General features: G+C 48.3%; 7 protein-coding genes. 4 read left to right on the forward strand and 3 right to left on the reverse strand.

Annotated elements, in window-relative coordinates:
- Both V5298_RS09590 and V5298_RS09595 read left to right on the forward strand, forming a co-directional pair.
- The coding region (locus tag V5298_RS09590) for a DapH/DapD/GlmU-related protein (RefSeq protein ID WP_332931243.1) at positions 1-227 on the forward strand (227 nt) is incomplete at its 5' end.
- Positions 228-367: 140 nt separating this feature from the next.
- Positions 368-1,495 (forward strand): DcaP family trimeric outer membrane transporter, encoded by a 1,128-nt coding sequence (locus V5298_RS09595; protein WP_332931244.1) that lies wholly within the window; start codon positions 368-370, stop codon positions 1,493-1,495.
- A 70-nt stretch (positions 1,496-1,565) separates the two neighbouring features.
- Here the strand turns inward: V5298_RS09595 and V5298_RS09600 are convergent, their stop codons facing one another.
- Positions 1,566-2,471: a LysR family transcriptional regulator gene (locus V5298_RS09600; protein ID WP_332931245.1), complete on the reverse strand. Its 906-nt coding sequence runs from the start codon at positions 2,469-2,471 to the stop codon at positions 1,566-1,568.
- 174 nt (positions 2,472-2,645) lie between these two features.
- Between V5298_RS09600 and V5298_RS09605 the strand changes: the two genes are divergently transcribed.
- Together V5298_RS09605 and dld are read left to right on the forward strand one after the other, a co-directional pair.
- Positions 2,646-4,346: an L-lactate permease gene (locus V5298_RS09605; protein WP_332931246.1), complete on the forward strand. Its 1,701-nt coding sequence runs from the start codon at positions 2,646-2,648 to the stop codon at positions 4,344-4,346.
- A gap of 86 nt (positions 4,347-4,432) precedes the next feature.
- The gene (gene dld / locus V5298_RS09610) at positions 4,433-6,136 is read left to right on the forward strand and encodes a D-lactate dehydrogenase (RefSeq protein WP_332931247.1); all 1,704 of its coding nucleotides are present in this window, start codon (positions 4,433-4,435) and stop codon (positions 6,134-6,136) included.
- A 41-nt stretch (positions 6,137-6,177) separates the two neighbouring features.
- Here dld and V5298_RS09615 read toward each other — a convergent pair whose 3' ends face one another.
- Positions 6,178-6,828 carry a hypothetical protein gene (locus V5298_RS09615; RefSeq protein ID WP_332931248.1) on the reverse strand — a complete coding sequence of 217 codons (651 nt, stop codon included), beginning with the start codon at positions 6,826-6,828 and terminating at the stop codon, positions 6,178-6,180.
- Positions 6,829-6,884: 56 nt separating this feature from the next.
- Positions 6,885-7,216 (reverse strand): TonB-dependent receptor domain-containing protein (locus tag V5298_RS09620; RefSeq protein ID WP_332931249.1); only part of this gene is annotated, 332 nt, incomplete at its 5' end.

Below are 7,216 nucleotides of genomic sequence, written 5' to 3' on the forward strand. Positions count from 1 at the left end.
TAGTATCCACGTATCCGCTAAAGGTTAACGGCGTATCCTCGGTTAAAACAGGCAAGATCACCGTTGGTGATGCCGCATGGATTGGGGCCAATGCGGTAATTTTACCCGGCGTCCGCATTGGTTGTAATGCCATTATCGGTGCCGGTGCCCTTGTGCTTGATGATGTTCCAGACAACGCTGTGGTCACAGGCACACCGGCAAAGGTACGCCGTTCAATGTCTGCCTGATCTCCTCATCTTCATCCATATTTGGCAAGGTATTTGTTCATTTTTGGAAATAATCATTCCACATTTACCACATATATTCCCGTCCTGTTAATGAGTAAATTACATCCTCAACTTTTTGTTAACGAAACTTGGACCCTGCAATGAAAAACCTCACTAGCTCAGCCAAAGCTGGCTTAGCGTTATTTAGCTTAACTGTCTCCCCTTTGTCTTCGGCGATAGAACTATATAGCCAGGGGGAAGGTGACGATCTCACCAAGGTATCTTTAGGCGGTTACGCCAAAGTGGATGTGCGCTATGTTAATGGCGACGTTGCCTATCAGGATTACTGGGTAGGTAACTTTCCTGGCGGTGAAGCCACTGAAACCTCTCACACGGGGTTCAACGTTAAAGAATCCCGTATTAACATGTCCCTCCAGCATGGTGACGTCACCGGTTTTGTTGAAATTGACTTCTACGGTGGTGGCGGCAACGAAGTGATTTCTAACTCATCGAACGTGCGTTTACGTCATCTGTATATCTCCTATCAAAACTGGATGGTGGGTCAGAACTGGAGTACCTTCATGCCGTTGAAGGCCATACCTGAAACCTTGGATTTTGGTGGCCCACATGTGGGTGAAGTCTTTATTCGGGCTGTACAGGTAAGATATACCACCGGAAACTGGCAGTTTGCCATAGAAAACCCAGAAACCTGGGGCGACGGCGACACCGGCGAGCCTTCCAGTGCACTGGGCCTCACCGGGGATGAAGCCGATCCTGATGAAGACACGCCAGATTTTGTGGCCCGTTACAACTATAGCGGCGATTGGGGTTCTGTTTCTTTAGGTGGCTTGTTACGTAAAATTGATCAAGGCGGCATCGATGAATTCAGTACATCAATGAACCTAAGTGGTGTTATTAATTCTGTGGGCAAAGATGATTTTCGATTTCAGCTTACCGTCGGTGAACCCGGTCGTTATGCCGCTACAGCTATGACCACCGATATCGTGGAAGATCCCGTTACCGGTGAAACCGTAGTTGAAAAAACCACGGCCTTTACCGTGGCCTACCGCCATTTTTGGTCTGATACCTTGCGCTCCACCGCATTTTACGGCGGCGCAGAAACCGATGTAACCGAACTTCGCCGTGCCCATTGGGGGGTAAACTTAATGGATTCGTTAACCGATCACCTCAATGTGGGTGTGGAAGTCGGCAACTATGCAATAAAAGATAAAGGTATCGATGCCATCGACTCCAATTATCTTCAGTTCTCTGCCCAATTCCTTTTCTAGTTCATTGTAGGGCTCACCCTGTTTAAACACACCGGTGAGCCTGCTTCTTCCCTTTTCGTAAACGCAAAACTCAACAAAAGTAATCCTGTTTGTTGTGCAGTCTGGTGCGTAAATACTCCACCAGCAAATTAAGCTTTTTATCGGGCTGCCGGGTTTTTGGGTAGACCGCATAAATCCCAAGTTTTTTGGCGATAAAAGGGGTGAGTAAGGGGACCAAAGTGCCTTTCTGCAAATCTTCATAAACCAGTGCTTTGGGTAAATACGCAATACCGAAGCCAGTTAACGCCGCTTCTTTTAGTGAATTAAGGGTATTGGTATGAAAGCGACCATGTACCTGAACTTTTATGGCTTCACCCTCTATATGAAATGGCCAGTTGTCAGGGCCGGTGCCTTCGTATTTGTATATCAGGCAATGGTGGCTGGCCACTTCGTTAGGATGTTCAGGTCGGCCCTTTTCTGCAATATATTCCGGGCTGGCGCACACCACCCAATGAGAGTCGATAAGGCGTCGGGCAATTAAAGAAGAATCCTCAAGGTGGGCGGTTCTTATGGCCAAATCAAAACCTTCATCCAGCAGATCCACCACCCGATTGCTCACCGACAACTCGACCTCAACACCGGGGTATAGACGACAAAAATCACTCAACGCCCGGTTAAGCACTAAATTTGCCGTAACCACTGGCATGGTGATTTTTATTTTACCTTTAATATCGCTGCCATAGCCGGACACCGCATTTTTGGCACTTTGCAATGCCTCCTCAGCGACCTTCGCTTTGCTATACAGGGCTTGTCCGGCATCGGTGAGGCTCAGTTTTCTGGTGGTTCGATACAGCAATTGAACATTCAGGGCTTTTTCAAGCCGGGTAATGCGTTTGCTCACCACTGACAGGGTAATATCGTACTTCGCCGCGACCTTTGAAAAGGTGCCTTCTTCTACAACCCAAACGAATAACAGTATGTCATCGGCCTTAACCATTTGTAATAACTCGACTGTGATTACATCAAAAAAGGAAATAATCATATCACAAATAGGTGTATATTAATGTTCTGATCAATTGTAGAGTTCACTACAAGTTTTTAACTCCCATTTAACATCGACAACTATGCTTATATAAGCATCCTTCATCCGTATAAACTCAGGAGATGCAAGATGAGTGAACTCGCCCTTGGTTTGCTGGCGCTCGCGCCTATAGGGTTATCTGCCATACTATTACTGGGCCTCCAATGGCCAGCGAAAAAAGCCATGCCAGCAGTTCTCGGGTTGACCATCTTGCTGGCTTTATTTGTCTGGGATATGACAGGCACACGGGTGCTGGCCTCCATTCTTCAGGGGCTGGTTGTTACGGTTTCTGTAATGTGGATAGTGTTTGGGGCCATCTTTTTACTCAACACCCTTAAATTCACGGGCGCAATACAATCTATTCGCCAAGGCTTTGCCACCATTTCCCCTGACCGCCGCGTACAGGCCATCATCATTGCTTGGTGTTTCGGTACCTTTTTAGAAGGGGCCTCAGGCTTCGGCACACCAGCAGCTATCGCTGCACCGCTTATGGTGGCCATTGGCTTTCCGGCTATGGCGGCAGTGATGATTGGTATGATGATCCAAAGTACACCGGTCTCTTTTGGCGCGGTGGGTACGCCCATTGTCATTGGCGTTAGCAACGGACTGGATCATGCCTCAATAAGCACGAAACTGCAGGAAAACGGTTGGGCATGGGAACAGTTTATCCAGCTCATTACCTCTGAAGTGGCCATTATCCATGGCATTGTCGGTACCTTTATGCCGCTGTTTATGATCATCATGATGACCCGTTTCTTTGGCAAAAACCGAAGCTGGAAAGAAGGTTTCGCCGCTGCGCCCTTTGCCATATTTGCCGGTATTACCTTTACCCTTCCTTATGCCCTTACCGGTATTTTTCTTGGGCCTGAATTTCCCGCACTGATTGGTGGGTTATGCAGTCTGTTTGTTGTGATCTTTGCCGCCAAACGGGGCTTTTTACTCCCCAAAACAACCTGGGATTTTGAGGATAAAAGCACCTGGCCCATTGACTGGTCAGGTAAAATAGAAATTAAAGCCGAAGATGTGATGGGCGGTAAAACCATGTCACAGGTTAAAGCTTGGCTGCCTTACCTTGTTGTCGCCGCATTATTGGTCATTACTCGAGTCTTTCCCACCATCAAAAGTTTCGTGGCGGATATCAATGTGGGCTTTACCGATATTCTGCAACAAAGTGGGATCAGCGCTAGCATTGCACCGCTGTATTTGCCCGGTGGTTTATTAATGTTAGGGGCATTGGCGGCAATATTATTGCAATGCCGTTCGGGTAGCAGACGACGTGCTTTCTCCACCGCCTTCGGTGAATCGTCTAGAACCATCATTGGTGCCGGTTTTGTGCTGATGTTTACCATTCCCATGGTAAGAATATTTATCAATTCTGGGGTAAATATGTCGGATATCGTCAGTATGCCTATGGCCAGCGCACAACTTTTTGCCAGCGTGTTTGGCAACGCCTTCCCCCTTATTAGCCCCACCATCGGCGCACTCGGTGCTTTTATTGCAGGATCGAACACCATTTCAAACATGATGTTCAGTCAATTCCAGTATGAAGTGGCCATGAACCTGCAATTATCTCCGGCAATCATTGTCGCGGCGCAAGCCGTCGGTGCAGCGGCAGGCAATATGATCGCCATACACAATGTCGTAGCGGCCAGTGCCACGGTAGGACTACTGGGCCAGGAAGGAGCCACCCTTCGTAAAACCATACTGCCAACACTCTACTACGTTGCGGTCGCGGGAGGGCTGGTCATGTTGGCGCTATATGGACTCAATCTAACAGGCCCTCTGGCCTAATGAAATCACAATGTTCGTGCTCCGCTTCGCCGGAGCCTCTTTGGTATTTGCCTGCCTCGTTTGTTAACGGGGCTGAGGAGTAAGTAATGTCTCAACATCCTGTTATTAATCAACTTATCGGCGTGCTTAGTGAACGCCACGTAACCACCGGTGAAAGACAAACTGAGCACTATCGCTCCGGCTGGCGATCGGGACAGGGCAGCGCACTGGCGGTGGTTTTTCCCCAAAGCCTTGTGCAGTTATGGCGCGTATTGCAAGTATGTGTGGATAACAATTGCATTATTATTATGCAGGCCGCCAAAACCGGTCTCACCGAAGGCTCCACCCCGTCTGGCGACGACTACGATCGTGAGGTGGTGGTCATTAACACTCTGGCAATGAATAAATTATTGGTACTAGGTCAGGGCGAACAAGTGATTAGCTTTCCCGGTGCCACCTTGTATCAACTGGAAAAAACCCTCGCACCTCTGAACCGCGCTCCCCATTCTGTGATTGGTTCTTCCTGCTTAGGGGCATCCATTGTGGGCGGTATCGCCAATAACTCCGGTGGTGCTTTGGTAAAACGGGGCCCAGCGTACACCGAGTTGTCCTTATTTGCCCGGGTCGATGAAAATGGCGAGTTGCATCTGGTGAATCACTTGGAGCTGGATCTAGGTGAAACACCAGAAGAAATCCTCAGCAATCTGGAAAACCAAAATTTCAAAGGCGACAACATTGAAACCCAGGGAAAGGCCAGCGCTACCGATTATCAGGATTTACTGCGCGATGTCGATGCCGATACGCCCAGCCGCTACAACGCCGATACATCCCGGCTTTTCGAATCCAGTGGTTGTGCTGGTAAGATCGCGGTATTTGCCGTCAGACTCGATACCTATCCGGTGGCGAAACAGGAGCAAACCTTTTATATCGGTACCAATAATCCAGATACCCTAACCGACCTGCGTCGTCACATTCTTAGCAAATTTGAGAATATGCCCGAAGTTGGTGAATACCTTCATCGGGAAATTTTTGATATTGCCAAAGATTACGGCAAGGATACTTTTTTGGCCGTAAAACATTTAGGTACCGACAGACTACCTAAAATGTTTGCCACCAAAGGGCGTATCGATGCGGTACTCAACAAACTCAGTTTCGTACCCCATTACCTGACTGACCGGGTAATGCAAGGGGCGGCCAAGCTCTTCCCCTCTCATTTACCTGATAAAATGATGGAATATCGGGAAAAATACGAGCACCACCTGATCCTGAAAATGAGTGATAGCGGCATAGCGGAAGCAAAAGCCTATTTAGCCGAGTACTTCTCTCAAAACCCCCAGGCCGGCGGTTATTTTGAGTGTAATGCCGAAGAAACCAGTGCCGCGTTTTTACATCGCTTTGCCGCCGCCGGTGCTGCCATTCGTTATCAATTGCTGCATGAAAAAGAAGTAGGTGACATTCTGGCCCTGGATATTGCCCTGCGTCGAAACGAAATGCACTGGGAAGAAGAATTGCCCCCGCACATCGCCGATAAAATCGAGAAAAAACTCTATTACGGACACTTTTTCTGCCATGTTTTCCATCAAGACTATGTGCTGAAAAAAGGGGCGAATGCCAAAGCGGTGAAAAAAGATATGCTCGCGTTACTGGATTCCAGAGGGGCCAAATACCCAGCGGAACATAACGTGGGACATTTGTATGAAGCCGAAGACGGCCTGAGAAACTTCTACCGCCAGTTAGATCCGACCAACACCTTTAACCCAGGTATTGGGAAAATGGAAAAAACCCAGCGCAACTGTTCTTGTTGCGGCTAGTCTCACCAACAGGGTGTGCCCCTTATGCACACCCTGTGTTTTTATTCTGGATGCCGTTTTATATATTCCATTTGCAGCAACAAACTACCCCGCATCAATACACTGGCACCATTTAATACCAGCAAGGGCCAGGCCTGAGCAATAGGCATAGTTAACCCAAACAATAAGGTGCTGACATCTTTAATTAAAATGCTTCTAAACAAGGAAAACGACAATGCGCCCACCTGCCGATGACGGCGTAAGGTGAGCAATTGATGTAATGTGCCCTGAATCAAGATTAGGGTAACAACCAACATTAATGCATTGGCGCCAATTTGCGCGATAGCCGGATATGGACGAAACGGTATGGAGATAAACCCCGCGCAAAGGGCCAGCGTAGCAAGCAAGGTCACAAAACCGGTAAAGGGGGTTTTACGAGTCTGCCAAATTTGCCACAGGATAACGAGGGTTAGCAACAGCGCCCCGCAGCGGGTCCAAACCAGATAATGATTAAAGGGCTCAACGGCAATGCCAAAAATAAAATTGGCATAAAACGCAAAGTAGCTTGAGCCGAACTGGTTTAACGACAAACTTTGCGTTGCCACTAAGCCGTCACGACGTCGTTGACGAATGCCCCCGATTTGACGCCACAAGCCATACCACGTAAGCACAAAGAGTACGGAACTGATAACACCGGCCAGATGGTATAACATGGAATACAACTTCTATGACGAATATCCCGTCATACTACCACGGTTGTCCCCCGGGATTAAAAGTCGGCTTTTAACCCTATGTAATAGTTGCGTCCTGGTGCAGGTTCAAAATAACCGCGATCTTCCACCGCCCGATCTGAATTGGCATTGATGCGTACATTGGCAAAATACGCTTTATCAAACACATTGCGCACGCCCACTTGCAGAGCAACCCCCGTAGATAACTGGTATCCCACCCGGCCATTGACCAGCCAATAGCTGTCTACCTTGGTGGTGTTACTGTTCTCGGCATAGACACTGCCGTTGTAGGTACCTTCCAGCTCCATACGCCAATCATCACTGTGCCAGTTAAGCTGATTCACCCACTGGGTTTGGGGCAACCCTGGCA

Source organism: Alteromonas sp. 14N.309.X.WAT.G.H12 (assembly GCF_036697315.1).
In the GTDB taxonomy this organism is placed as follows: domain Bacteria; phylum Pseudomonadota; class Gammaproteobacteria; order Enterobacterales; family Alteromonadaceae; genus Alteromonas.